We start from the raw sequence: 24,778 nt of genomic DNA on the forward strand, positions 1-24,778 counted from the left end.
ATTTTTGATCGAAAGCCTAAAGATAAGTATTTGAAATCTAGTTTTTGTTTATTTCTTAAAACCTGTTAAAATGCTATGGTTATTCCTTAGTTGTACAGTACTTTTGCATAAAAATTTAAGTATGTCAAAATTATTACCGACATTTAGAATAGTAGCCCTTCTGGAAGGTGTGTCTTACATTTTATTACTATTTATTGCTACGCCTATAAAGTACCTTGCTGATGACCCTCAGTATGTAAGAATGTTAGGAATGCCACACGGACTTTTGTTTATTGCTTATGTTGTTTTGGCTGTTTTAATGAGTAAAGACATGAAATGGGATAACCGCACTTTATGGATTGTGCTTATTGCATCTATTATTCCTTTTGGTACGTTTTATATTGATAGAAAATACCTAAAAACAGTAAATGCTTAGTATAAGACATTACATATACGATTTGCTTATAGAGCAAGGTGTTTCTGAAAATACTGCACAGTATTTAAATATGCTAGCACTATTATTAGGACTACTTATTATTGCATTTATTGTAGATTATATTACCAAACGTATACTTTGGAAATTTTCTGCAAGTATTGCCAACCGTACCAAAACCAACTTTGACAATATATTAATAAGCAACAAACTTCCTAGAAATGTTGCGCATATCATTCCTTTAATCATTCTTATTGAGTTTGTTCCAGATGTATTTTCAGACTTTTCATATTTTGAGAATATAGTTGAGAAAACCCTTAAGATTATTACCATCTTACTCACGCTAAGGATTATTAGAAGTTTCCTTAACTCAGTAAAAGATTATCTTAAAACATTACCAAGATATAAAGACAAACCTATAGATAGCTACATCCAGGTGTTTATGATCTTTGCCTGGATACTTGGAATTTTTGCAACCTTTTCCATTCTTACAGGCGTAACATTTTTGAATTTTGCCATTTCTTTAGGAACAGCTTCTGCGGTGATTTTGTTGATTTTTAAAGATACTATTCTTGGTTTTGTTGCCAGTATTCAAGTATCCATCAATGATATGGTACGTATTGGAGATTGGATTACTTTCGAAAAATATGGTGCTGATGGTGATGTTATTGAAATTAACCTAGCCACAGTAAAAGTGCAAAACTGGGATAAAACCATAACTACGATTCCTACTTATGCGCTGATATCTGACTCGTTTAAAAACTGGCGAGGTATGATGAATTCTGGTGGCAGACGAATAAAGCGATCGGTAATTATAAAAGCTTCTACTATTAAGTTTTTATCTGATGATGATATAGAACGCTTTAAACATATTGAGCTTATTTCTAATTATATTGAACAACGTTCTAAAGAGATAAAAAAGTTTAATACAGAAAAAGGCATCAATAAATCCATTCTTATCAATGGTAGAAACCTTACCAACTTTGGTGTTTTTAGGAAGTATCTACAGACTTATATGGATAACCACTCTGCTATAAATAAAGATATGACATTAATGGTGCGCCAACTAGAACCTACACCACAAGGTATCCCTATGGAAATTTACGCTTTTAGCAGCGATATTCGTTGGGAAAACTACGAGTATATTATTGGTGATGTTTTTGACCATGTTTTGGCCTCTGTAAAGTATTTTGATTTAGAAATCTACGAACTGTCTTTAGGTAACAATAACTAATCGTTGTCTTTTAATCTATCTTTTACAAATTCTACCTCTGTTTTTCCATGAGGTTTTGGTTTACCATCAGGACCAAGATTTACCATGATAAGGTTGTCAATCGTTAGGATGGTTTCTCTGGTCATTTTGTTTCTGGCCTCGCATTTTAAAGTCATTGATGATTTACCGAATTTGGTTACTTCAATACCAATTTCAATGATATCACCTTGCTTAGCAGAAGCCATAAAATTGATTTCTGACATGTATTTGGTTACCACTTTAGAGTTTTCGAGTTGAATTATGGTGTACAATGCCGCTTCCTCATCTATCCAAGCCAAAAGCTGACCTCCAAATAGTGTTCCGTTGGCATTTAAATCTTCGGGTTTTACCCATTTTCTTGTATGGAATCTCATATTATTAGTAATTAGTGTTTAGTTTATAGTAGTTTGGTGTTTATAAAAGTTTTTGTTGCTGCTCCTCATTTGGAATCTTTAAATCTGTTCCTAATTCGGCATTTAGCTTTTTAATTAAATACGCTGAAAGTAAAGGAGACTCTTTTTCAATATTTTGATGTACAAAAAAGTCTATTTCTTCAATACCATTGTCTTTCCAATGCTTTAATCGCTCTACCCAATCATCTAAACGTGTGTAGTCACTTGGATGATTTGCTCCCACATAACGCACAAATGCTCTAGAATTGGTTAAACGCATGTGCATAATATCGCGTCGTCCTGCACTATCTACAATAATGTTTGAAATATTGTTTTCTTCTAATAATTGGTATAAATCTTCAGCTATGGCTTTGTCGTTGTACCAGCCTGTATGCCTAAACTCTACAGCTAAAGGAATCTCTTTTGGCCAACCTTCAATAAAATTTATCACACGATCAAAATCTTTTGGAGCAAAATTATTGTGCATTTGCAAAAAGACACAGCCTAACTTTTCTTTGAGATTTACAGCACTGTAAAGGTAATTATCTACCACAGGTGCAACATCATCATTTAGACGTTTCCAATGGCTAATTTCTTGATTTAGTTTTGGAAAGAATTTAAAATTATCTGGTGTTTTATCATACCATTTTTCAAACTGTTCGGGAGGGAAAATTCTATAAAACGTTGCATTGAGCTCAATAGAATTAAACTGACGTGAATAATATTCTAACTCGTCTTTTGTTCCTCTTGGATAGAATCCTTTTAAATCTGCCTTGTTCCATTTGGCACAGCCTACAAAAACCTGAGTATTATCTGAAGGATTTTTTTGTAGTGTTTTTAAGGTGTCAGGATGGTCTGGCGGCAGAGTAAAATCTATATGTTCAGGATGGTCTACACTTCCAAATTTCATAATACGAGTTTTCTCAAAGATAGCAGTAAATGGTGAGTTGCTATAGTATTTTGAATTGGATTTTTAAATATTAAAATCTGAAATGTTAATAACACCGTTAACAACAATATCCGCTGCTCTGGTAATAGATAATCTTAATGGCTAAATTTAATTCCAGATTAATCCAAAATGACTTAACCATGGCAACACGCACTGAGCATTTATTGTCTATTAGACCTGTAATTTCTTCTGCAAAAATTTATGATTCCATGAGTTCTGATGAGCTATTTCAGAATAAAACATTACGACCTATTATAAAAATGCAACATGATTTGTTTATCGCGGTTTTTAAAAACTACATTGCTAAACACAAGAATGTGTTTTACGAATTAAGTGTGTCTAAACAACTGTCTTATATAGACAATGCTATTCACAAGGATATGAAGTTTAGAAACTCTGTAAAAGGAATGATTATTGGTCAGTTTACAGAAGAAGAATATGCAATTTATATTCAGAATTCATCTGCTTTAAATAAGCGAATGATGAATATCGTAAAAGAGCGTTTTATTGATAGTATTCAAGCATTTACCAAGCCAGAGGTTTTGAAGGCGGTTTAGACACCATAATGAAATTAAAACAAGAACTACTGGATATTTGTTTACAGGATGTAAGCAAAAGAATTTCGAACTATAAGAACGAAATATCCTTTATAAAAGAGTCTATAGAAAGTAATGATAAGATTAGTGATGAGGACGGAGAATCTGGCAACTCGCAATTGCTAGAGGACTTAGAAAAAAACCTTAACTATCTTAATGAGGCTCAAAAAGTAAAAGACTACCTTAATCTGGTAAAACCCAATGTTGTTTCTCAAAACGTTGTTTTGGGAAGTATTGTAAAAACTGACAGCATTAATTTCTACATTGCTATTAGTAAAGGAAAAGTTACTGTTAACGATGAGGATTATTACATTATCTCAATTCAGTCTCCTATTGGACAACTTATTAAGTCTAAATCTGTTGGTTACCAATTTGAATTTAATGGTAAATCTTATGAAATTAAAGATATACTATAGCAATGACTCTCCATTGAGGTTTGTAGTGAGTACATCGCTCATATAATCAAAGAAAGGCCTAATTTTCTTAAAAGCATCATTTACATTATCAAGAAAATCTTCTTGTTGCACTTCTTCATCTGAATACTTTTTGATGAATATGTATTGCTTTTTGCGAATAAGATCTATGGCTGGATGTTCTTTATCAAAACCTTTTGGTGCTGTTTTTAGCTCATCACCAAAAAAGCTTCCCCAAGTTTTACTAAACGTTTTATCATTTAGAATTTCTCTCATTTCACTATCATCCATTTCAAACTCTTTTCTAATTCTAAATAAATCTTCCTTGTTTGGTTCCCAGAATCCTGTAGCAATAAACGATTCATTGTTGGGTTGAATGTGAAGATAATAACCACCTCTTAACTCTGGCTTTTTTCTTGCAAAAGAGCCTCCAAAATGTGTTTTATATGGTAGCTTGTTTTTTGAAAAACGTACATCTCTGTAAATTCTAAAGATTTTAATTTTTTCAATCTGATCGTGAGCACTCATCAATTCTCCTAAGTGGTTGTATGCAGATTTGATTTTAGTTTCAATGGCTTTAAATTCTGGTTTATGCTCATTGAACCAATCTCTATTATTGTTTTTGGCTAGTTTATTAAAGAAGGAAAATGTTTCTTTTGGTATAATGGCACTCATAGTTTTTTGTTTGTATAAAAATAGAAAAAAGCCATCAGAATTGATGGCTTTTGAGGTTATGTAAATGAATAATTTTACATTTTTATATTAGTGGTCTAAACTATTTACCACCATTTTCTTCTTTAACCTCTTCTATTTCATCTTTTAAGTCTTCTGCAGCATCTTTTACATCATCACTAGCTTCTTCAAGTTCATCGCCAACGTCATCTAATGCCTGCTCAACTTTTTCGTCTGGTGTTTTTTGCTCTCTACAACTTGTGGTTAAAACACTTAAGCTGAATAGCGCTAAAAACATATATACTGTTTTCTTCATCTTTTTTGAATTTTTATTTGTTATCAACTGCATCTTCAACTTCATCAGAAACATCATCTGCCGCATCTTCAATAGCATCACCAGTATCATCTACTGCGTCTTCTATTTTTTCACCTGTAGATTTTTGTTCCCTACAGCTTGTTGTTAATAAACTAAGACTAAATAATGCTATAAATAAATATGTGAGTTTTTTCATTGTTTTAAATTTTAGTGATTAGTGTTTTGTTTTTGTATTTTTTGCCTATAGTTTTTTTGCTGATCCTCTAAAAAGAGAGATTACAAAAAGTACTAAAAACAAGAAGAAACATATTTTCGCTATTGTAGCTGCTCCTCCTGCTATTCCACCAAATCCTAGGATTCCGGCAATAATTGCGATGATTATAAATGTGATTGTCCAACGTAACATAATTTTAAAATTTTAATAATTAGTGTTTTTAGATTTCTGACTTTCAGAAATCAAGTATTATTCAATGATTTTCATCGAACAATAAGAATGCGTAGGAATTAGTAGTATTAATTGTTTGAAAACGCCTCTTGTAAGTCTTGAGACTTTACACTAAGCTTATTGTCAAATTGCAGTGTTCTGATAGGGAAAGGAATATTAATACCTTCTTTATCATAAGCCTTTTTTATTTCTATAATGGCTTTGGTTTTAGCTCTTAACTTTTCGAGCATACTTTCGGCATCAATCCAAAATCTACATAAGTAATTGATAGAACTATCACCAAACTCAGTATAATAAAATTCTACGTTCTCTGGCTTTTCAACTTGGTCAAAGGTTTTAGCAATAACTTCTTTTGTAAGCTGTTCTACTTTTTCTAAGTCTGATTCATAGCCTACACCACACTCTAAGAAAACTCGCATTCTGGTAGTTAAGGAATAGTTTTTTAATGGGTTTTCTAAGATGGTTTTATTAGGAATAACAACAATATTATTATCTGCTTCCTTTAGGGTAAAGTCTTTAAGATTAATATCTATAACTTCACCCGAATATCCTGTAGTTTCCACCCAATTACCAATCTGAATTTTCTTTCTGAATGATAATATAAGACCAGCAAACGTATTGGCGAGTGTACCTTGTAAAGCTAGACCTATTGCCAAACCAACTACACCAGCACCAGCCAATAATGAAGTCAAGGCTTTACCTAAATTCATAACACCAAGTGAAATAAATAATCCCAAGGTAACCACTACGACTGCTGTAACTCTTGCTATAGCCGCAGTTATAGACTCTTGATTTACTTTTTTAGACACCAGCTTACTCACTAACTTGCTAATGTACTTAGCAGCAAAATATGATGCTACCATCACCAAAATGGCTAGTATAAAATTGGGTATGTATTCTATAATTGTGTTAAACCAACCCTCGAGTTTAGAAATAAGATTTCCAAGGGCATTATTAAATTGCTCTTTCATTTTAGATGTTTTTATTAATTAAATGTTAGTAATTACTTGTTTAAAGTTCTTTATACTTCATTTAATTGTGATGCGGTTTCTTTGGTAAATGCATCTAACATCCAGCTACTTTTTTCTAATTCTCTAATATAAGCACCAATAAGATCTATGGTACCTTCGTCGTTTGTTTGTTCTGCCTTATCGATTACTTTAGACATTTGTCTGAGTAATATTGCATGGTTGTCTAAAATGGAGTCTACCATCTCTTTGTCTGTTTTTTTTGAAGATACTTCTTCAATTGATGATGCCTTTAGGTAATCTTTTAAATTACTCATTGGATGATATCTTAAAGTAAGAATACGTTCGGCAATTTCATCTATTTTTACTCTTGCATCTGTATATAACTCTTCGAATTTTTCGTGTAATTCAAAGAAATTATCACCTAGAATGTTCCAATGGAAATTTCTTAAGTTTTGATAGTAAATATGGTAATCTGCTAATAAAGTATTCAATTCTACAACAGTTGGTAATAATTTTTCGTCGTTCATATTTAAGTAGCTCATAACTATTGTTTTGTGTTTGTTTTATTTCGTTTCCATTTAATATATAGGGCATATAAAGTTTTGTCAAGAGACTTAACAGGATTTAACCATTTGAGGTATCTATTAACATAATATTTTGTTAAAGGAATTCTAAAATGTTAATAGAATTTAACGTGTTGATATTTTAAATTAGAATTGTTAAAAATAAACTTGTGAGTTGCTATAATTTTCAGTATTATGCGGTACTTTTAAAAATACACACTAATTTTATGGGTAGACCAGCAACAAGACCAACAAAGCTTAAAGATGGTTTCTATATTGAAATCCGAAACAAAGGTTCTAAATCTGGTGTTAAGCTATATAGCGGCACCAAACTACAAATGCACCGAGCAATAAAGATGTACGAACGTTCTAAAGAAGTACTTATACTAGGTGAATCTGTAAATGGAAAGTTTGTAGAAAAAGAACCAAAATTACATGTTGTAGAATAACTAAAATATACTAATTACAAGAAGGGTGAAAGTAAAATTTCACCCTTTTTTATTATATCAAAATCATAGCCTAAAATTACAGTCTATGATTTTTTTTATAAATTGTTAATTAAATCAGCAGTTTATATCTGCTAAAAAACTAACTAATTAAATCGATTTATTATGGCAAATTCATTAGAAAAACCACCTATTTGGTTTTGGATCGTGAGTGTTATTGCACTTATTTGGAATGGAATGGGTGTGCATGGCTACATAAGCCAAGCCTACAAAACCAAATCATTTACAGACAATTATACAGTAGAGCAAATTGAAATTATGGACAGCATGCCTGCTTGGTATACGGCACTATTTGCTATTGCAGTTTTTTCTGGTGTGCTAGGCTGTTTATTATTGTTACTAAGAAAAAAGGTAGCTAAGACTATTTTAATTTTGTCTTTCCTTGCAGCAGCAGTAATGATGATTTACTTCTTGTTTATTGTAGATTTAAAAGGTGTTGACTTTAGTCAAAACAAAATCTTTTCTTATGCCGTTTTGGTATTTGCTCTATTTTTAGTTTGGTTTTCAAGTCATTCTGCTAAAAAAGACTGGATAAGCTAAAAACATTACCAATCAATCTTTGAAAAGGAATTAATAATATTTATTGGTTCCTTTTTTTATTCAAAATCTAATCTATGAAGAATTAGTCCTGAAGCTGGTGCTATATAATCCATAACCTCTTTACTGTCTTCTTTTAAAGTTTCCTTTATATAATCTAAAGTTACTTCACCTCTCCCTAATTTTATAAGACAACCCATCATTAAACGGATTTGGTTTCGCATAAAACCTTTTCCTCTTATAATAAAAACATAAGATTCTTTTGGAAAAAAATTAGCCGTATAAATAGTGTTATCTACAATTTCGCAATACTCAATAGTTCTCTGATATTCTCCCTTGTTGGTAGCTTTGTAGCAATAGGTTTTAAAGTTGTGCGTTCCTTCAAACAATTTAGCCCCTTCTTTCATTAAATCTATGTTAAGAGGCTTTAAAATAGTCGTTAAAATAGGCGCACAAAACGGATGATTTTTTTGTCCCTGTGAAAATACATAATGGTATTCCTTTATTTTAGAATCTTGTATGATATTAAAATCCTTATCAACTTCTCTTATAGATAAGGCTCTTATATCTTGTGGTAAATTATAATTGAACAGTTCTAAAAACCCTTCAAAATCTTCAATAGGTTGATTGTAAATAAACAATTCTAAAGCAGCTTCATTAGCCGAAACCATAGCATCTGTTCTACCTGCTCCAAGGGTCTTAAATCTTGTGTCACCGAGAATATACTTTAAGGTTCTATCAATCATAAGATGTAAGGTTTTTACATCTGGTTGTTTTTGCCAACCATGAAATCGATAGCCTAAATATTGAATTTTTATGAGGTAATAGTAGCGTTTGTCAAACATAATAGCAAGAACGTTATTTTATAGAAAATTCCAAAAATTTAGAGCAAACAAAAAAGGCTGCCAAATACTTTTTTTGACAGCCTTTTGAGCATTACTAACTAACTATTCATTAATCTAAAATTACTTTCTTAACTTTTGATTGAATATTATTAGAAACTTTTACAATATAAATTCCACTGCTTAATCCTGATACATTCAAGGTATTTCTGGAAGAAGAAGTCTCTAATATTTGACTCTTGACCAACCTACCTTGTATATCATATAGATTCGCTGTAGATACTTCTAATAATTGTCCTTTAACAACTAATTGGTCATTAGAACCATCTGAGTATATCATCAATTCATTAGTATTAATATCGTCTATAGATAATGTACCAGGCTCTATGTATAGTGCATAATCTTCTGACTGCCCATAACCTAATGATGTGTAGCAAGCTGAATTTATAATTCCTACACCATAAGCATCATCAACATCTGTCATCAATCTAATTCTCACATAACTATCATAAGGAATCGTAGATGGATATGTTAATGATACAGGCACTATAGCACCACCAACAATATCTTGAGAATAATGTTGTGTTTCAGCATCATCATCAAAATCACCATCGTTATTCCAATCTATCCACACACCTAATTGATGAGCGTTTCCACCAGTAATTTCAACATTCATTGTATAAGCATTATCTGTATCTATATTGAAAAGTCCGCTACAATTAACACTTCTATCTAGGTTACCACCATCACCAGCTGTTGTCGATGATGTAAAAGTTGTAGAATTTAATTCTACACTGATGATACCAGAAAAATTGTTACTAGCAGGTGAATTTGCAGAACATACAGTAGTAGGAGCTACAAAACCAACTTCTGGTGCTTCATCACCTTTAGACTCTACAATAGCAGTATCTGTCATAGCTGCTCTTGCTCTTGTTTTCTGATCTTCAGTTAGTCTATCTGTACAATAATAATAACTCATTACATTGTTAACTGTATTATTATCTACCCAAGGACTACCTGTACATGTGTTATTTGCAGGACACGTACTTGTTTCTCTTTGATGTGGCACAGTATCTGCACAACCATCACTATCTGTACCTACAGTAATATCCGCAGGACATGTATCTGAAATACCATCATTATCTGTATCATCACCTTGAAAAGTATGATACAAATGCAAATAGTGACCTACCTCATGAACAACTGTACTATTATCTCCGTTAGAATTTAAACCCCAACCATTGGTGTTTCCTGGATCATAACCAAAAACCGAAGCCATCATTACAGAGCCATAATAACTACTAAATTCATTGTAAAAATAAGCGTAACCTTGGTAACCAAAACCACCATCATTATTATCTAATTCAGTTACTATCCAAAAATTAAGATAATCCGTGGATGGCCAATTTATATAATCTCTTATCGTTTCATAATCAGCACCTCCAGAATCAGCTACATTAACTCCATTACTGGCATAACCAGGAATTCCAGAAGCATCAACTCTATTAATTCCTGTAGTAGCTGCACAATTAGGATCTCTCTGAGCTAAAACAAATTCAATCTCAAAATCAACTGAACTACCTGGTGTTAAACCTCTATAAAAATCATTAAGATTATCTATACTACTTTGAATTTGAGCGTCAGAAATATTTGAACCTATTCCTTCTGCTTCACCCAAATGTAATACATGCACAACAACAGGTATTGTATAAATGGTACCATTTCGTTGAGCCAATTCATTATTTGATATAAAATTCTGAATTTTTTGCTCAGTAAGTTGTTCTTGCTGAACATAGTTTGGATCTTGCAATAATTCTTCCCTTTGGTGATCAAATGCACATTGCTGCGCAAAAACAGAATAAGTAAATAAAGAAAAGAATACTATTACAGTACTAATTGTAAAGTTTTTCATCGAGATTTTGGTTAAAATTAAGTGTTGCAATATACACATTTTCAACAAAAAACAACCTTTTGTCGTGAATATTTACATTTTATCGATAAAAATTAATTTTCATTACGGTTATGAAGAATAGAAACCACATCTTCCAACTTAAACCCTTTTGCCTGCAACAACATTAAATAGTGAAATAATAAATCGGCACTTTCATTTAAAAATAAGTCGTCGTTATTGTCCTTAGCTTCAATAATGACTTCCACAGCTTCTTCACCAACTTTTTGAGCCACTTTATTAATACCCTTGGCAAATAATGAAGCTACATAAGATTTTTCTGTGTTACCAGCTTCTACCCTACTTTGTATCGTGTTTTCCAGTTTGGTTAAAAACCCGTAAGATTCGGTATTAGCTTCATTCCAACACGTATCACTTCCTTTGTGACACGTTGGCCCTTTTGGATTTACAGTTACTAACAAAGTATCATTATCGCAATCTAATTTAATATCTACTAAGTTTAAAACATTACCGCTTTCTTCACCTTTAGTCCAAAGTCGGTTTTTGGTACGACTGAAAAAGGTTAACAACTTAGTGTCTTGCGTTTTTTTAAGCGCTTCTTCGTTCATATAACCAAGCATCAACACATTTTTGGTTGTTGCGTCTTGAACGATTGCTGGGACTAATCCGTCGTTATTTTTATTAAAATTTATGTTCATTTTTCTTAGCTTTTCTGTCATTTCGAGTGAGCACAGCGACGAGAAATCTCAAAATTTAAAGATACTTCGCTTTGCTCTGAATGACAATTTATAATCTAACAGAAACACCTTTCTGTTTTAATTCTTCTTTTAAATCTTTTATTTCTATTTCACCAAAATGAAATACACTTGCAGCCAAAGCGGCATCTGCTTTTCCCTCTTTAAAGGTATCTGTAAAATGCTGAATAGTTCCTGCGCCACCAGACGCGATGATTGGGATATTTACAGTGTCTGATAGTTTAGCCAAAGCATCATTTGCAAATCCATTTTTTGTTCCATCGTTATTCATAGAGGTAAACAGAATTTCACCTGCGCCTCTTGTTTCAACTTCTTTTGCCCAATCGAATAGATCTATTTCGGTTGGAATACTTCCACCAGCTAAATGCACTTTCCATTGTCCTTTAACTTGTTTGGCATCTATAGCAACCACAACACATTGACTGCCAAACTTACTTGACAATTCGTTTATCAATTCTGGTCGTTTTACAGCAGATGAATTTACAGATATTTTATCTGCTCCAGATTTTAAAAGTACATCTACATCTTCAACACTTGAAATTCCGCCACCAACGGTAAATGGAATATTGACTTGTTCGGCGACTTTTAACACCATTTCAATCATTGTTTTTCTACCTTCTAAAGTTGCAGAAATATCTAAAAACACCAATTCGTCTGCGCCTTTTTCAGCATACTGTTTTGCTAATTCTACAGGATCGCCTGCATCTCTTAAATTAACAAAATTAACGCCTTTAACAGTGCGACCGTTTTTAATATCTAGACAAGGTATGATTCGTTTTGTAAGCATAGTTTTACTTCCTACGAAAGCAGGAATCTCATTTTTAGTTTCAAAATAGATTCCGCATCAAGTGCGGAATGACAGTTTTATAAAAAGCGTTCTAATTCTTTTAAACTTATTCTGTTTTCGTAAATGGCTTTACCAATTATTACTCCATCGCAACCTATGTCTGCTAAAACTTCAACATCTTCAATAGTTGTTACTCCGCCAGAAGCAATTAGTTTTACAGATTGATCTGCGCTACCATTGGTACATTGGTTAATAATTTTTTTATACAGATCTACCGATGGACCTTGAAGCATGCCGTCTTTTGAAATATCTGTACATACCACATATTGAATACCGTTTTTTTGATAGTCTTGTATAAATGGGACAACGTCTAAACTACTTTCTTCTAACCAACCAGAAATGGCGATTTTTTCGTTTTTACAATCGGCTCCAAGGATAATTTTTTGCGTTCCGTATTTATTAATCCATCTTAAAAAAGTGTCTGTATTTTTTACAGCTATACTACCTCCTGTAATTTGTTTAGCTCCAGAATTAAAAGCTATAAATACATCGTCATCCGATTTAAGTCCGCCACCAAAATCGATTTTTAAATTGGTTTTTGTCGCTACCTTTTCTAACACTTTATAATTGACTACGTGATCTGCTTTAGCGCCTTCTAAATCTACCATATGCAAGTATTCTATGCCTGCATCTTCAAATTGCTTGGCAACTTCTAACGGATTTTCATTATACATTTTTGTTGTGCTGTAATCGCCTTTAGTTAATCTTACGCACTTTCCTTCTATTATGTCTATTGCTGGTATTATTCTCAAAATAGTTGTTTGTTTCTAGTTGTTAGTATTTAGTTCTAAAAAATTCTTAAGAATTTTTTCTCCTTCTTTTCCACTTTTTTCTGGGTGAAATTGTACTCCGTAAAAATTATCTTTTTGTAATGCTGAAGCGTATTCAACATCATAAGTTGTTGTTGCAATTGCTTCTTGGCATTTTTCTGCATAAAAACTATGCACTAAATACATAAATTCATTTGCTTTAATATGTTTAAACAAATCTGATTTAAGATTACTTATCGTATTCCAACCCATTTGTGGCACTTTTACTGTATTTGAAAAGCGTTTTACATCTACATTAAAAATACCTAAGCCATTTGTATGTCCTTCTTCTGTAGACTTACACATTAATTGCATACCTAAACAAATCCCTAAAACAGGTTGTTTTAACTGCGGAATCAAACGATCCAAACCTGATTCTTTTAGCTTTTTCATTGCACTACTCGCCTCGCCTACACCAGGAAAAATCACTCTGTCTGCTGCTTTAATTTCTTCAGGATTATTAGTTAACAACGCTTCAAAACCTAAGCGTTTAAAAGCAAATTGAATGCTTTTGATGTTTCCTGCACCATAATTTATGATGACTATTTTCATTTATTGTCATTCCTGCGAAGGCAGGAATCTTATTAATTATTGTTCATTTTTTTAGATTCCGTATCAAGTACGGAATGAAAAGTACTATAACATTCCTTTTGTACTTGGTAAAATCATTTTTTCAACATCGCGTTTTACTGCCATTTTTATTGCTTTAGCAAATGCTTTAAAAATTGCTTCAATTTTGTGATGCTCGTTTGTACCTTCTGCTTTGATGTTTAGGTTGCATTTTGCACCATCTGTAAAGGATTTAAAGAAGTGAAAAAACATTTCGGTTGGCATTTTGCCAATCATTTCGCGTTTAAAATCGGCTTCCCAAACCAACCAATTTCTACCACCAAAATCTATTGCAGCTTGCGCAAAACAATCGTCCATTGGTAAGCTAAAACCGTAACGTTCTATACCTAACTTATTACCTAAAGTCGTTGCAAATACTTCACCTAAAGCAATAGCTGTATCTTCGATAGTGTGATGCTCATCTACTTCTAAATCACCATCGACTTTAATATTTAAATCTAATTGTCCGTGACGCGCAATTTGGTCTAACATATGGTCGAAAAACGCAATACCTGTATTGATATTACTTTGTCCTGTTCCGTCAAGATTTAAATCGATCTTAATTTTTGTTTCGTTGGTATTTCGTTCGATGCTTCCAGTACGTTCTTTGGCTTTTAAGAATTTGTAAATCTCTTCCCAATCATTACTTTCTAAAGCGATAAACTGGTCTAAAGAATCTCGTTTTACCGTAATTTCATCCGTTCCTAAATTGGTATTGTCATTAATAAAAATGCCTTTAGAACCAAGGTTTTTAGCTAATTCAACATCGGTTAATCGGTCACCAATAACAAACGAATTTTCTAAATCGTAATCCTCACCAAAATACTTGGTTAACAGACCTGTATTTGGCTTTCGTGTTGGCGCATTGTCTTTTGCGAAAGTTCTGTCTATAAATTGTTCTTCAAAAATAACACCTTCATTTTCAAAAGATTGAAGCACAAAATTATGTACTGGCCAAAACGTGTTTTCTGGATACAGATCTGTTCCCAATCCATCTTGATTGGTAATCATTACAATTTCAAAATCTAATTCTTTGGCGATTTTACTTAAATACGTGAAGACCTTTGGGTAAAATACCAACTTCTCAAAACTATCGATTTGCTCATCTGCTGGTTCTTTAATCAATGTGCCATCACGGTCTATGAATAGTACTTTTTTCATTTTTTTCTATGTTTTCGTCAGTTCGAGTGAATTTCTTATGAATATCACTTAATGTGACGTTTATATATTATTTAATACTGCAATCAATTTCTCATTCTCATCACTTGTACCAACCGTAAAACGTAAACAGTTTTCACAAAGTGGCTGATTGGTTCGGTTGCGAACAACGATGCATTTTTCTACTAACTGATTGTATCGATTAGTCGCATCATCTACCTTAATTAACACAAAATTGGCTTGTGTTGGATATATAGTATCAATCCAAGTCAGCGACTTTAAGGCTTTAATTAACAAGCTTCTTTCTGAAATTATGTTTTGAATTTCGTTTTGAACCTCTTGTTGCTTTTCTAAACGTTGGATTGCCTTTTGCTGCGTTAATTGATTGACATTATATGGTGGTTTTATTTTGTTTAAAATTGAAATAATTTCGGTTGAAGCGTAGCAAATTCCTAGTCTAATTCCTGCCATTCCGTAAGCTTTAGATAGCGTTTGCGTGACTATTAAATTTGGGAAATCTGATAATTTTGATATCCAACTTTCATCTTCTGAAAAATCGATATATGCTTCATCAATTACTACAATTCCATTGAAATTAGTCAATAATTTTTCAATTTTAGACGCTTCAAAACTATTCGCTGTTGGATTGTTTGGCGAACATAAAAATAACAGTTTTGTATTGTTGTTTTGAGTGTTTAGAATATCGTTTACTTTTGGTTGAAAATCAGCATTCAATTCAACCGTTAAAACGTCTATAGCATTTGTATTTGCTAATACCTCATACATACCGTAAGTTGGTGGTAATGTGATAACATTATCTTGGTTTGGCTCGCAAAAGGCTCTAAAAATTAAGTCTAATACTTCATCACTTCCGTTTCCTAACAGGATATTTTCGGTTGGAATGTTTTTAATTTTTGATAACACCGATTTTACATCTTTTTGTTTTGGATCCGGATAACGATTTACACCATTTTCAAACGGATTTTCGTTTGCATCTAAGAAAATCATTTGGCTTGAAGTTGCGTCTTTAAACTCATCTCTCGCAGAAGAATACGGTTTTAAGGCTGCGATGTTTGGTCTGACTAAGTTATTTATGTTGAAAGTTTGTTTCATATTATAGTCTTTAGATTCTTCGCTTTGCTCTGAATGACATTAGTTCGTTAAGTCTTTTAATCTAATCGAAACTGCGTTTTTGTGCGCTTGTAATCCTTCAGCTTTCGCCATTAGTTCTATGGTGTTTCCTATGTTTTTTAAACCTTCTTTTGTGATATTTTGAAACGTAATCGCTTTTGTAAAACTATCTAAATTCACACCAGAATATGCTTTGCTAAATCCATTGGTTGGTAAGGTGTGATTGGTTCCAGACGCATAATCGCCAGCACTTTCTGGTGTATAATTACCAATAAATACAGAACCTGCATTTTGAATTCCATCAATATAAAAATCATTTCTTTTAGTCGCTACAATAAAGTGTTCTGGACCATAATCATTAATTAAATCTAATGCTTCTTTATCAGATTTTACTAAAATAGATTTTGAATTATTGATAGCTTGTTGCGCAATGTCTTGTCTTGGTAATAATTTAATTTGCATGTTAATTTCAGTTTCAACTTCATTCATAAAGTTTTCAGATGTAGAGACTAAAATCACTTGACTATCAGTTCCGTGTTCTGCTTGACTTAATAAATCTGAAGCCACATAACTTGCATTGGCACTATCATCTGCCACAACCAACAATTCGCTTGGTCCTGCAGGCATATCGATAGCAACACCATATTTAGTAGCTAATTGCTTTGCGACAGTTACAAATTGGTTTCCTGGACCAAAGATTTTATAGACTTGCGGAATAGTTTCGGTCCCAAACGTTAATCCTGCAATAGCTTGAATACCACCAACTTTTATAATTTTAGTCACACCGCAAAGTTGAACTGCGTATAAAATTTCGTTAGCAATTTTACCGTCTTTATTTGGCGGCGAACATAACACAACTTCTTTACAACCTGCGATATTTGCTGGAATTGCTAGCATTAAAACTGTTGAAAATAAAGGCGCTGTACCAGCAGGAATATAAATCCCAACTTTTTGTATGGCACGTTTTTCTTGCCAACAGGTAATACCAACAGACGTTTCTACACTTACCTTTTCTGTTTTTTGTGCTTTGTGGAATGTTTCTATGTTTGATTTTGCTTGGTTAATTGCAGCTTTTAGTTCTGATGATAATTTTGAAGTAGCCTCTTCTATTTCTTGCGCAGTTACAAGATTAGATTGTAAATCTGCACCATCAAATAACTTGGTGTATTTTGAAATTGCAGCATCACCATTGCGTTGTACATCTTCAAAAATTTGGTTGACTGTACTTTCTATATCGTTTACGGTTTGTGTTGGTCGTTTTAAAAGTTCTGACCATGTGTTTTTATTTGGGTATTTTATTGTTTTCATTCTTCTCGATACAATTTTCGTTCCTCAAAATCACTCGAAGTGACGTTACTTATAAAACCATATTTTCAATTGGACAAACTAATATGCCTTCTGCTCCATTTGCTTTTAATTCATCTATAATTTCCCAGAAATCATTTTTATTGATTACGGAATGTAATGAACTCCAACCTTCTTCAGCTAATGGTAAAACGGTTGGACTTTTCATTCCTGGTAAAATATTTATAATGTCATCAACCTTGTTATTTGGCGCGTTAAGTAAGACGTAACGTGAGTTTCTTGCTTTTAAAACCGATTGCAATCTAAACTGTAACTTGTTTAAAATTGCTTGGTTTTCAGTGGAAATTTGAGGTGACACTGCAAGTACAGCTTCCGATTTTAAAATGACTTCAACTTCTTTAAGGTTATTTTTAAATAAGGTGCTTCCGCTAGATACAATATCAACAATTGCATCTGCTAAACCAATGTTTGGCGCAATTTCTACAGAACCATTAATGATGTGCAAATTCGCATCGATATTGTTGTTTTTTAAGAATTGGTTGACTGTGTTTGGATACGATGTCGCGATACGTTTTCCTTCTAAATCTTTAATGGAATTGTAGTTTTTTCCTTTTGGAATTGCTACAGACACTTTACAGCTAGAAAACCCTAATTTTTCTACAATAGAAATGTCTTGTCCTTTTTCTACCAAAACATTTTCACCAATAATGGCTAAGTCTACAACACCATCTTTTAAATACTGAGGAATGTCTCCGTTACGTAAATAAAAGACTTCTAATGGGAAGTTTTTAGCTGAAGCTTTGAGTTGATCTTTGCCATTATCAATAGCAATACCAACGTCTTTAAGGATTTTCATCGAATCCTCGTTTAATCGTCCAGATTTTTGAATTGCAATTTTTAGTTTACTCATTTTTCTTTTTTAGTTAAAAGTGTTTGAGTAAATCTTGGTGAAGTTTTAGAAATAAAAAAACCGTTTGATTTACTCAAACGGTTTTAAAAATATCTTGGTTTTATTCAATACATTTTCAGCTCGCTTGAGTGCAAGTATGAAAATGATGATGATGTAATTGAATAAAAGTCATGTCTTGTTTTTGTTCTTTACAAAGATTGTAAATTAAAATTTACAAATCCAAATCAATTTCAATTTTTAAGAAAAAATTAAATTATTGATTTCCTAAAATTATAGGCATTCCACTTTCACCAGAACCAATAATAACTACCTTACTATTAGGTGATTCTGCTAATTTATTTGTTGCTTCAATACCTTTATCCTGTAGAATTTTATCAGTTAACGATGCGCTTAAAATTTTATTAGCTTCAGCTTTACCTTCTGCTTCAATAATTTGACGTTCTGCTTCCTTCTCAGCAGTAACCAGTCTAAATTCGTATTCTAAAGATTCTTGCTCCTGCTTTAATTTACGCTCAATAGCATCCTTAATTGTTGGTGGTAATGTCACATCACGCACTAAAATTTCATCTAAAACAATGTATTGATCATCAACAATTTTTTTGGTCTCTTCAAAGATTTCACGTTGAATAGCATCTCTTTTACTAGAATATAATTGTTCTGGCGTATAACGACCCACGACACTACGTGCAGCTGATCTTATAGTTGGCAAGATAATACGTTGTAAATAGTTATCACCTATCTCTTGGTGCAACTTTCCTAAATTCTTAACATCTGGTTTATACCAAGCAGAAGCGTCTAATTGAATATCTAATCCATTAGATGATAAAACCTTCATTTTTTCAAAAATTTCTTGTCTACGCACTTCGTAAACGTATACTTTGTTCCATGGTGCCACTATATGAAATCCTTCACCTAAAGGAGGCTCGTCAGTAACTACACCTCCGCCAAAAGTTTTATATAAAACACCTGCTTCTCCAGAACCTATCGTTACAGCAGATTTAGCTACAATTATTATTAGTAACACAACTCCTATCATGATCGGCAAACCGATTTTTGGTAATTTTTCCATTTTAGTACTTTTAAATTAAACCGTTATATTTTCTGATAAACCACTCAACAAATAAGCTCAAAGCTATTAGACCAAGTAGATATTTCCAGTCTATCAAAGGTACAATATTTTTAGTGCTTTTTTGAATGGTAGCATATCTAGAATCTGTCAACAAATCAGAAATTAACTCATCTATCTCGGTATTAAAAACAGCATTTCCACTGCTATTTTTAGCTAACGATTGAAGTTTTTCTATATCAGCATTTAAAAATTGTTGTTCAACATTATATTCAAGAATTTCAAAACTACCCGTAGCTGCAACAGACTCTGTATTATGCTTAATAGTGAAATTATAAGATCCAGAAGCAATCCCACTTAAATCTACACTATAATTCCCATTATTTAACAAAAGAGGAACTTCTCTAATACTGTCATCTTCTTTGTTCTTAAGAGTTATAGTTAACGCAGCAGAATTATCGAACTCGTAGTTTTTGTTGAAATACTGTGCAGAGATAATTACATCATCATTGCCATTATAAAACGATTTATAATCTAAATTGAGTCGACTACGCTTTTTATTAGAGCTTAGATATTGTACTAATTTCCCTATAAAATTATCAAAATTATTGAAGCTTTCAGACTCTAAGTACGATTGTGCTCTCCATCGCCAAATACCTTCTCCAGACAATAATGCATGTTTTGTATTACCAACTTCATAAGTAGACAGCATTGGTTGATTGGTATCTATACCGTTTACCGATTTTGATAAAATAATAGCGTTTGGCACAGAAAACTCAATAGTTCCAAATTCTGATTGTAACGGAGGATAATCTTCAAAACTTAGATTATCTATGATAAAGGTGTTGTAATTTCTATTTAATTGTGGTTGAAAATCTTCTGATTGATTGGTTACCGTCTGTTTGAAAGCAGATTGTAAATTGTTTAATAAACTAAAGTTTGTTGTATTGCCAGTAATTATAAAACTGTTTAGTTTTTGATCTGAAACTTCATTTAAAACTGTATTAAAGTTATTGTTTGGTTGATATAAAATAACCAATTGATAATCATTACTATTATTTAAATATTCATTAGGTTTCAGAATTGAAACACTTCGCTGTTCATTGCTTTCTATAGACTTTTTTAAGGCACCTAAATCTGGATGAATAATATCTGAAACTAAGGCTATATTCGTTTTTTGATCTATAACTTCTACACCAAAATTTTTAGAATTGTTTACCGTATTTTTTTCTAGATCTAATGGTGTTAACTCTACTTTATAGGTTTTTACACCAACGGAGTTAGCTCCTAAAGTTGTAGTAATAACCTCTGATGTTTTAGTAGCATTAAACTGAATTGGTTTTCTGAAAACTACCGAATTACCAGACCAAATTTTTAGTTCAGTAGTTATAGATTCGGTACCGTTATAATTTGCTATAATTTCAACAGGAAATCTATTTTTTAAAAATACATAACGATTAACGTTAAGTTGTTTGATGCTTAAATCTGAATATATTGTAGAATCACCCAAAATCACTGGGTAAATAGGTTGTTTTACTGAATTTGAAACAAAGCTATAATCTGCACCATAAGTTTGATTTCCATCACTTAACAATATAATTGGAGCAACTTGATTTGAGTACACCTCACCTATTTGTTTTAACGCATTAGAAATGTTGGATTGCTGCTCTGAAAAGTTTAAAGAATCAATTGGTTTTAAGGCTTTTCCGAAGCTATACGTTTCAATGTTAAATCGTTTCTCAATTTCAGGATTGTCGGTAATTGATTTTAAAATGCTAGTTGCATTTTTGTCTTGTTGTAAATATGTAATAGACTCAGAATTATCTACAGCAACAATAAGTGATGGCTTTTCATCATGATACGTCTCTGTTTCAAATTTTGGATTAATTAACAATAGAAGTATACCAAATACAGCAACTGTTCTTAAAACCGTAAGTATTGTTTTAAGCCTATTATTAAGCTTTGACTTGTATACATATTGAAACAGCGCTAATAAAAGCGCTGTTATAAATGCTAGAATAATATAAATTACGCTACTTTCTGTCAACGTTTTACTGTTTCACATTAATAATGTCGAATGCATCTAAAAATTTATTCAAATTTTCAGTATTTACACTGCCTTCCATGCCTATTACTTGAGCTATATACATTACGTTATCAACTAAATAAGCATTCATAAACATTTCCATGCCAGTGGCTTTGATCTTAATTTTTCTTCCAGGATAACCATTGAGAGTAACGTTTTCGTCAGACTCTAATGTCCCGTTAACATTACTCACTGCACCATTAACAGCACCATCTAGTATGGATTTTATTTTTTCTTCTGACATGTCTGAGAATTGCTCCTTTGGATAATCACTTCTAATAACACCATAAAAAGCATTGTCGTTAGTGTTTGAGGTAGAGTACGCAACTATGTGCATATCTAACTCCCCTACAACAGTTTTAATCTGCTGAACAGATTCTTCTGGAGTTCCAGGAAATTCAGTTACAAAAGCAAGCTCTTCAGATTTATATTTTTCCCAATCTTGAGCTGTTATTGTTGAAGCAAATACAAACAAAAAGATGGATGTCATTAATAATTTCATAGTATATATCTTAATGGTTAATAGTTTAATGTTTTATATTTAGGTAAGCATACCTCCATCAACGTTTAATGTTTGCCCTGTTACATAGGCACTCATATCACTAGCAAGAAAAACACATGCATTAGCAATGTCTTCAGGAGTTCCTCCACGCTTTAAAGGAATAGCAGCTCTCCAACCTTTTACAGTCTCTTCATCTAACTTCGCGGTCATTTCAGTTTCAATGAAACCTGGTGCAATTACGTTACTTCTAATATTACGAGACCCTAACTCTAATGCAACAGACTTAGAAAAACCTATAATACCAGCTTTAGAAGCCGCATAATTAGTTTGCCCAGCATTACCTTTTACGCCAACAACAGAACTCATATTAATGATTGATCCTTTACGTTGTTTTAGCATAGTACGCTGAACAGCCTTAGTCATGTTGAATACAGATTTTAAGTTAACTTCAATAACTTTATCAAAGTCCTCTTCTCCCATTCGCATTAATAAGTTATCCTTAGTAATACCTGCATTATTTACCAAAATGTCTATTGAACCAAACTCTGCAACAACGTCATCTGCCAATTTTTGAGCTTCTTCAAAACTTGCTGCATTACTTTGGTAACCTTTAGCCTTTATTCCTTTACTATTAAGCTCCTTTTCCAATTCATTTGCAGCTTCCACAGAAGAGCTATACGTAAATGCCACATTAGCACCATGATCAGCGAAAATTTCAGCGATACCTTTGCCTATTCCTCTACTAGCACCAGTAACTATAGCTGTTTTACCTTCTAATAATTTCATTTTTAATATTGTTGATTAGTTATGTTTACTTTCTTAGATGTCTTTCAAATATAATAATTACAAATTGCACCAAATAAAAAAACCTTACAAGATTTTGTAAGGTTTTTAACAGTTTGTGAGAAAGTTATTAGCCTAAAACTTCAGCTACTTTCTTCCCTATTTCAGCAGGAGAATCCACTACGTGAATTCCGCATGCTCTCATAATTTTCTTTTTTGCTTGCGCAGTATCATCACTACCACCTACGATAGCTCCAGCATGACCCATTGTACGTCCTGCAGGTGCAGTTTCACCAGCAATAAATCCTACGATAGGTTTTTTGCTTCCACTAGCTTTATACCAGTTAGCAGCATCAGCCTCTAATTGTCCACCAATTTCACCGATCATAACAACAGCCTCTGTTTCTGGATCATTAATTAAAAGTTCAACTGCTTCTTTTGTAGTGGTTCCAATAATTGGATCACCACCAATACCAATTGCAGTTGTAATACCTAATCCTTGTTTTACAACTTGGTCTGCAGCTTCGTAAGTTAAAGTACCAGATTTTGAAACGATACCAACTTTACCAGATTTAAATACAAATCCTGGCATAATACCAACTTTAGCTTCACCTGGTGTGATTACACCTGGACAGTTAGGACCAACCAATCTACAGTCTTTATCTTTAATATAATCTGCAGCTTTAACCATATCAGCAACAGGAATACCTTCTGTAATTGTAATAATAACTTTGATTCCTGCATCAGCAGCTTCCATTATTGCATCAGCAGCAAATGCTGGTGGTACAAAAATAATAGTTGTATCTGCTCCTGCTTTTTCAACAGCTTCAGCCACTGTATTAAAAACTGGCTTTCCTAAGTGCTCTTGCCCACCCTTTCCTGGAGTTACACCTCCAACGACATTTGTACCATACTCGATCATCTGACCAGCATGAAATGTACCTTCACTACCTGTAAAACCTTGAACAATGATGTTAGAATCTTTATTTACTAAAACGCTCATTTGATATTGTTATTTTTAAGTTTTTATAAATTTAGTTGCACAAAAATAAGTCTTTTGAAACGTATTTACGAGCCCTTTTTATTTTTTCTGTTGGGAATTATAAATCTTTTAATTTTTGAAGAATTTCAGGTATTTTTTTAATCGACGCAATCTCTTTGTATTTAGACCTAAAATCATCTGCAGGAATTCCGAAATAACTTTTATGACCTTCTAAAGATTTACTTACACCAGCTTTTGCAGAAATGACAGCCTTGGTACCAATAGTTACTCCACTAGTAATACCGACTTGTCCCCAAATTGTAACTTCGTCTTCTACTACTGTACAACCAGCAATACCTACATGAGAAGCAATTAAGCATTTTTTGCCAATCACAGTATCATGACCTATTTGAACTTGGTTATCAATTTTCGTTCCTTCTTTTATCGTGGTATCACCTGTTACACCTTTATCTATAGTACAACCAGCACCTATATCTACATTGTTTTCTACAACAACTCTACCACCAGAAATTAACTGATCAAAGCCTTCAGGTCTTTTTTTGTAATAAAATGCGCTTCCGCCTAAAACTGTGTTAGCATGAATGATGACATTATCACCAATAACTGCATCATCATATATACTTACATTAGAATGAATCACGCAGTTTTTTCCGATAGATACATTATTACCAATAAAGCAATTGGGTTGTATAATTGTACCCTCACCTATTTTAGCATCTTCAGCAATAGAAACATTAGATGATTTAAAAGGCTTAAAGTGAAGCGTTAATTTATTAAAATCTCTAAAAGGATCATCTGAAATCAATAGTGCTTTACCTTCAGGACATTCCACTTCTTTATTGATTAAGACGATTGTTGCATCAGATTGAAGCGCTTTATCATAGTATTTTGGATGATCTACAAAAACGATATCTCCAGGTTCTACAACATGAATTTCATTCATTCCTAAAACAGGAAAATCGTCTGCACCAACATAATCCGTGCCGATTAAATGGGCTATCTCTTTTAAAGTGTGAGGCTTTGGAAATTTCAAAATCTA

Annotated in this window: 30 protein-coding genes; 6 read left to right on the plus strand and 24 right to left on the minus strand. The window is 32.6% G+C overall.

Annotation, left to right across the window (positions count from 1 at the left end; genetic code table 11):
* Positions 1-121 precede the first annotated feature (121 nt).
* Positions 122-415 (plus strand): DUF3817 domain-containing protein, encoded by a 294-nt coding sequence (locus tag MST30_RS13645; protein ID WP_243471961.1) that lies wholly within the window; start codon positions 122-124, stop codon positions 413-415.
* Entirely contained in the window at positions 408-1,646 is a 1,239-nt protein-coding gene (locus MST30_RS13650; protein WP_243471962.1) for a mechanosensitive ion channel family protein, read from the plus strand. Before MST30_RS13645 ends, MST30_RS13650 begins: the two co-directional genes overlap by 8 nt.
* Here the strand turns inward: MST30_RS13650 and MST30_RS13655 are convergent.
* Complete coding sequence (locus tag MST30_RS13655; RefSeq protein ID WP_243471963.1) at positions 1,643-2,038, minus strand: acyl-CoA thioesterase; 396 nt, start codon at positions 2,036-2,038, stop codon at positions 1,643-1,645. The genes MST30_RS13650 and MST30_RS13655 overlap by 4 nt on opposite strands.
* Before the next feature lie 40 nt (positions 2,039-2,078).
* Entirely contained in the window at positions 2,079-2,966 is an 888-nt protein-coding gene (locus MST30_RS13660; protein WP_243471964.1) for a DUF72 domain-containing protein, read from the minus strand.
* A 179-nt stretch (positions 2,967-3,145) separates the two neighbouring features.
* Here MST30_RS13660 and MST30_RS13665 point away from each other — a divergent pair, with 179 nt between their 5' ends.
* Positions 3,146-3,562: a glyoxalase gene (locus tag MST30_RS13665; protein WP_243471965.1), complete on the plus strand. Its 417-nt coding sequence runs from the start codon at positions 3,146-3,148 to the stop codon at positions 3,560-3,562.
* A gap of 8 nt (positions 3,563-3,570) precedes the next feature.
* Positions 3,571-4,017 carry a hypothetical protein gene (locus tag MST30_RS13670; RefSeq protein WP_243471966.1) on the plus strand — a complete coding sequence of 149 codons (447 nt, stop codon included), beginning with the start codon at positions 3,571-3,573 and terminating at the stop codon, positions 4,015-4,017.
* Here the strand turns inward: MST30_RS13670 and MST30_RS13675 are convergent.
* The 6 genes from MST30_RS13675 to MST30_RS13700 form a co-directional block, all read right to left on the minus strand.
* A complete protein-coding gene (locus MST30_RS13675; RefSeq protein ID WP_243471967.1) occupies positions 4,012-4,689 on the minus strand; it encodes a DUF2461 domain-containing protein in 678 nt (225 codons plus the stop codon). The two genes, MST30_RS13670 and MST30_RS13675, sit on opposite strands and share 6 nt — an antisense overlap.
* Positions 4,690-4,789: 100 nt before the next feature.
* Positions 4,790-5,002 (minus strand): hypothetical protein, encoded by a 213-nt coding sequence (locus tag MST30_RS13680; protein WP_243471968.1) that lies wholly within the window; start codon positions 5,000-5,002, stop codon positions 4,790-4,792.
* A gap of 13 nt (positions 5,003-5,015) precedes the next feature.
* Entirely contained in the window at positions 5,016-5,198 is a 183-nt protein-coding gene (locus tag MST30_RS13685) for a hypothetical protein (RefSeq protein WP_243471969.1), read from the minus strand.
* A gap of 45 nt (positions 5,199-5,243) precedes the next feature.
* Positions 5,244-5,408 carry a DUF1328 family protein gene (locus tag MST30_RS13690; protein ID WP_243471970.1) on the minus strand — a complete coding sequence of 55 codons (165 nt, stop codon included), beginning with the start codon at positions 5,406-5,408 and terminating at the stop codon, positions 5,244-5,246.
* Between the two features lie 107 nt (positions 5,409-5,515).
* Positions 5,516-6,418 carry a mechanosensitive ion channel family protein gene (locus MST30_RS13695; protein WP_243471971.1) on the minus strand — a complete coding sequence of 301 codons (903 nt, stop codon included), beginning with the start codon at positions 6,416-6,418 and terminating at the stop codon, positions 5,516-5,518.
* 50 nt (positions 6,419-6,468) lie between these two features.
* Positions 6,469-6,960, minus strand: a complete 492-nt coding sequence (locus tag MST30_RS13700; protein ID WP_243471972.1) for a Dps family protein — start codon at positions 6,958-6,960, stop codon at positions 6,469-6,471.
* Positions 6,961-7,208: 248 nt separating this feature from the next.
* On the opposite strand from MST30_RS13700, the gene MST30_RS13705 reads away from it, so the two are divergent.
* Positions 7,209-7,430, plus strand: coding sequence for a hypothetical protein (locus MST30_RS13705; RefSeq protein WP_138434016.1), 222 nt, complete (start codon positions 7,209-7,211; stop codon positions 7,428-7,430).
* 162 nt (positions 7,431-7,592) lie between these two features.
* Positions 7,593-8,027: a hypothetical protein gene (locus tag MST30_RS13710; RefSeq protein ID WP_243471973.1), complete on the plus strand. Its 435-nt coding sequence runs from the start codon at positions 7,593-7,595 to the stop codon at positions 8,025-8,027.
* 56 nt (positions 8,028-8,083) lie between these two features.
* Here the strand turns inward: MST30_RS13710 and truA are convergent, their stop codons facing one another.
* The 16 genes from truA to MST30_RS13790 all read right to left on the minus strand — a co-directional run bounded on the left by truA (position 8,084) and on the right by MST30_RS13790 (position 24,772).
* Positions 8,084-8,869: a tRNA pseudouridine(38-40) synthase TruA gene (gene truA, locus MST30_RS13715; protein ID WP_243471974.1), complete on the minus strand. Its 786-nt coding sequence runs from the start codon at positions 8,867-8,869 to the stop codon at positions 8,084-8,086.
* Positions 8,870-8,978: 109 nt separating this feature from the next.
* Positions 8,979-10,778, minus strand: coding sequence for a zinc-dependent metalloprotease (locus tag MST30_RS13720; RefSeq protein ID WP_243471975.1), 1,800 nt, complete (start codon positions 10,776-10,778; stop codon positions 8,979-8,981).
* A gap of 92 nt (positions 10,779-10,870) precedes the next feature.
* A complete protein-coding gene (gene hisIE / locus MST30_RS13725; protein ID WP_243471976.1) occupies positions 10,871-11,473 on the minus strand; it encodes a bifunctional phosphoribosyl-AMP cyclohydrolase/phosphoribosyl-ATP diphosphatase HisIE in 603 nt (200 codons plus the stop codon).
* A gap of 88 nt (positions 11,474-11,561) precedes the next feature.
* Positions 11,562-12,317, minus strand: a complete 756-nt coding sequence (gene hisF, locus MST30_RS13730; RefSeq protein WP_243471977.1) for an imidazole glycerol phosphate synthase subunit HisF — start codon at positions 12,315-12,317, stop codon at positions 11,562-11,564.
* Between the two features lie 77 nt (positions 12,318-12,394).
* Positions 12,395-13,129 carry a 1-(5-phosphoribosyl)-5-[(5-phosphoribosylamino)methylideneamino]imidazole-4-carboxamide isomerase gene (gene hisA, locus MST30_RS13735; protein WP_243471978.1) on the minus strand — a complete coding sequence of 245 codons (735 nt, stop codon included), beginning with the start codon at positions 13,127-13,129 and terminating at the stop codon, positions 12,395-12,397.
* Between the two features lie 15 nt (positions 13,130-13,144).
* Entirely contained in the window at positions 13,145-13,738 is a 594-nt protein-coding gene (hisH, locus tag MST30_RS13740) for an imidazole glycerol phosphate synthase subunit HisH (RefSeq protein WP_243471979.1), read from the minus strand.
* A gap of 84 nt (positions 13,739-13,822) precedes the next feature.
* Complete coding sequence (gene hisB, locus MST30_RS13745) at positions 13,823-14,956, minus strand: bifunctional histidinol-phosphatase/imidazoleglycerol-phosphate dehydratase HisB (protein ID WP_243471980.1); 1,134 nt, start codon at positions 14,954-14,956, stop codon at positions 13,823-13,825.
* Positions 14,957-15,016: 60 nt separating this feature from the next.
* Complete coding sequence (gene hisC / locus MST30_RS13750) at positions 15,017-16,066, minus strand: histidinol-phosphate transaminase (RefSeq protein WP_243471981.1); 1,050 nt, start codon at positions 16,064-16,066, stop codon at positions 15,017-15,019.
* 39 nt (positions 16,067-16,105) lie between these two features.
* On the minus strand, positions 16,106-17,392 hold the full coding sequence (hisD, locus tag MST30_RS13755) for a histidinol dehydrogenase (RefSeq protein ID WP_243471982.1): 1,287 nt from the start codon (positions 17,390-17,392) through the stop codon (positions 16,106-16,108).
* Positions 17,393-17,441: 49 nt separating this feature from the next.
* Entirely contained in the window at positions 17,442-18,299 is an 858-nt protein-coding gene (gene hisG / locus MST30_RS13760; protein ID WP_243471983.1) for an ATP phosphoribosyltransferase, read from the minus strand.
* A gap of 253 nt (positions 18,300-18,552) precedes the next feature.
* Positions 18,553-19,368: a prohibitin family protein gene (locus MST30_RS13765; protein WP_243471984.1), complete on the minus strand. Its 816-nt coding sequence runs from the start codon at positions 19,366-19,368 to the stop codon at positions 18,553-18,555.
* A 10-nt stretch (positions 19,369-19,378) separates the two neighbouring features.
* Positions 19,379-21,412, minus strand: a complete 2,034-nt coding sequence (locus MST30_RS13770) for a VWA domain-containing protein (protein ID WP_243471985.1) — start codon at positions 21,410-21,412, stop codon at positions 19,379-19,381.
* 4 nt (positions 21,413-21,416) lie between these two features.
* Positions 21,417-21,953 (minus strand): hypothetical protein, encoded by a 537-nt coding sequence (locus tag MST30_RS13775; protein WP_243471986.1) that lies wholly within the window; start codon positions 21,951-21,953, stop codon positions 21,417-21,419.
* Between the two features lie 39 nt (positions 21,954-21,992).
* Positions 21,993-22,739, minus strand: a complete 747-nt coding sequence (gene fabG / locus MST30_RS13780; RefSeq protein WP_243471987.1) for a 3-oxoacyl-[acyl-carrier-protein] reductase — start codon at positions 22,737-22,739, stop codon at positions 21,993-21,995.
* Between the two features lie 127 nt (positions 22,740-22,866).
* Positions 22,867-23,739, minus strand: coding sequence for a succinate--CoA ligase subunit alpha (gene sucD / locus MST30_RS13785; protein WP_243471988.1), 873 nt, complete (start codon positions 23,737-23,739; stop codon positions 22,867-22,869).
* A 97-nt stretch (positions 23,740-23,836) separates the two neighbouring features.
* Positions 23,837-24,772, minus strand: coding sequence for a UDP-3-O-(3-hydroxymyristoyl)glucosamine N-acyltransferase (locus MST30_RS13790; RefSeq protein WP_243471989.1), 936 nt, complete (start codon positions 24,770-24,772; stop codon positions 23,837-23,839).
* Positions 24,773-24,778: the final 6 nt, after the last annotated feature.

It is taken from the genome of Winogradskyella sp. MH6 (assembly GCF_022810765.1).
Lineage (GTDB): Bacteria > Bacteroidota > Bacteroidia > Flavobacteriales > Flavobacteriaceae > Winogradskyella.